Genomic DNA, 1,458 nt, shown 5'->3' on the forward strand with positions numbered 1-1,458 from the left:
CGCCTATGCTTGTCGACCGCACGAAACAGATATTTCCATTTCCCGCCGACCCGCACATAGGTCTCATCAACACGCCATGAGCCGGACCGATGTCCCTGGTATCGGCGAACCCGCTTCTCAAGCTCTGGCGCATAGCGCTGCACCCAACGAAAGATCGAGCTCGGGTCGACCACAATGCTGCGCTCCTGCATCATCTCGGCCAGATCGCGATAGCTGATGCCGTACTTGCAGTACCAGCGCATGCATAGCAGGATGATCTCGACCGGAAAGAAAGCGGCGGCGCTTGAACAGGGGCAATAGGGCGGCTCCTTAGGTCGCCGCCTTCCTCTAAACTGCCAAGGTTAATGCAACGGTGCCGTCCGGCGTGTTTTTCCCGCCTATGGCGACCCGATTGGCCGGGCGATGTTCAAGGCGGATCTGGCTGAGATTGGGCGTGCATCCACGCGAACAGAGGCGATCGGCAGAGCCACAGCCTATCAGGAGCGAACCCGCAGCCGTGTCAGAGAGCTGATCACGACGATTGGACAGTCGGGCACTGTTGCTCTCGATCCAACGTATCTCCCAACGCCCTTCGCAGGGGATGTGAAGCCTCCAACAAAGGCGATGATTGCTTTCGCAACATCGATTGCCGCACAGTGTGGCCTGAAACTGCCCTGCGGGCTCAAAAGCAATAGCGCAATCTGCCGAGCCTTCCTTGACCAGCATGTTCCGTCGCGATCTTTCAAACAGGGGGAGGCCCCGCAAACGGGCCCTCGCTCTCCAAGCGAAGCGATGGTGCGCTATGCTCGATCGCTTGCCGAACAGCACGCAATCGAGTGCCCACCAGAAGTGATTACCGATTTCACGGCTTGCCGTGCTTTTCTCGACGAGCATGCACCAAAGGCACAGTATCCTCAGGCAAAGAACCGGACCGTCAGTCCCAAAGGTCGGCTTCCAGCTGTCCGGGCGGGCAATGGGAGTGATGGCCATCAGCGGGTGCCTGCGTCTGCAAGGAGACCTACAGAGACAAGAAGCGAGATCCCTCGTCGTCGCACACGATCCCGCACTGTAGCTTCCGGCAGAGACGACTAAGGGCCTGCTCCTCAAATTGCGCCCCTTGACTCCTCCCTCTAGTTCCTCTGCATAGCGGATTTGGCCGATCGAGTGGGCGTAGGACGGACACGCGTTCAGGGCGCATCAGCATGTTGATAGTGCGGACAAGGCCTGGCTGTCGCCGGATCAACCCGGCGCTCCAGAGTTAGCACCATCCGATGAGCGGAGGTTGACCCCACCTGGAAGCGGCGTCGGGCGCTTGACAGGCAGAAGCGCAAGCCAGACATTCTCTCGACGACCTACCGCCTGTTATGACTTGAACCCTTTGCGCCTGGAGGCGTTTTGCTCGTCCTGATCTGAGGAGGAGCCATGCTGACGGACGCACAATGGGCAATACTGGAGCCTTTGGTGGAACAGTGCCGTCCG

The 1,458-nt window shown here is 59.3% G+C and carries 1 protein-coding gene; it reads right to left on the bottom strand.

Translation table 11 applies throughout. From position 1 onward, the window contains the following. Nucleotides 1–242 (bottom strand): DDE-type integrase/transposase/recombinase (locus tag ACFOYU_RS15335; protein ID WP_377034258.1); only part of this gene is annotated, 242 nt, incomplete at its 3' end. Between the last annotated feature and the right edge of the window lie 1,216 nt (nt 243–1,458).

The organism is Microvirga sp. GCM10011540 (assembly GCF_042650665.1).
GTDB lineage: Bacteria > Pseudomonadota > Alphaproteobacteria > Rhizobiales > Beijerinckiaceae > Microvirga > Microvirga lenta.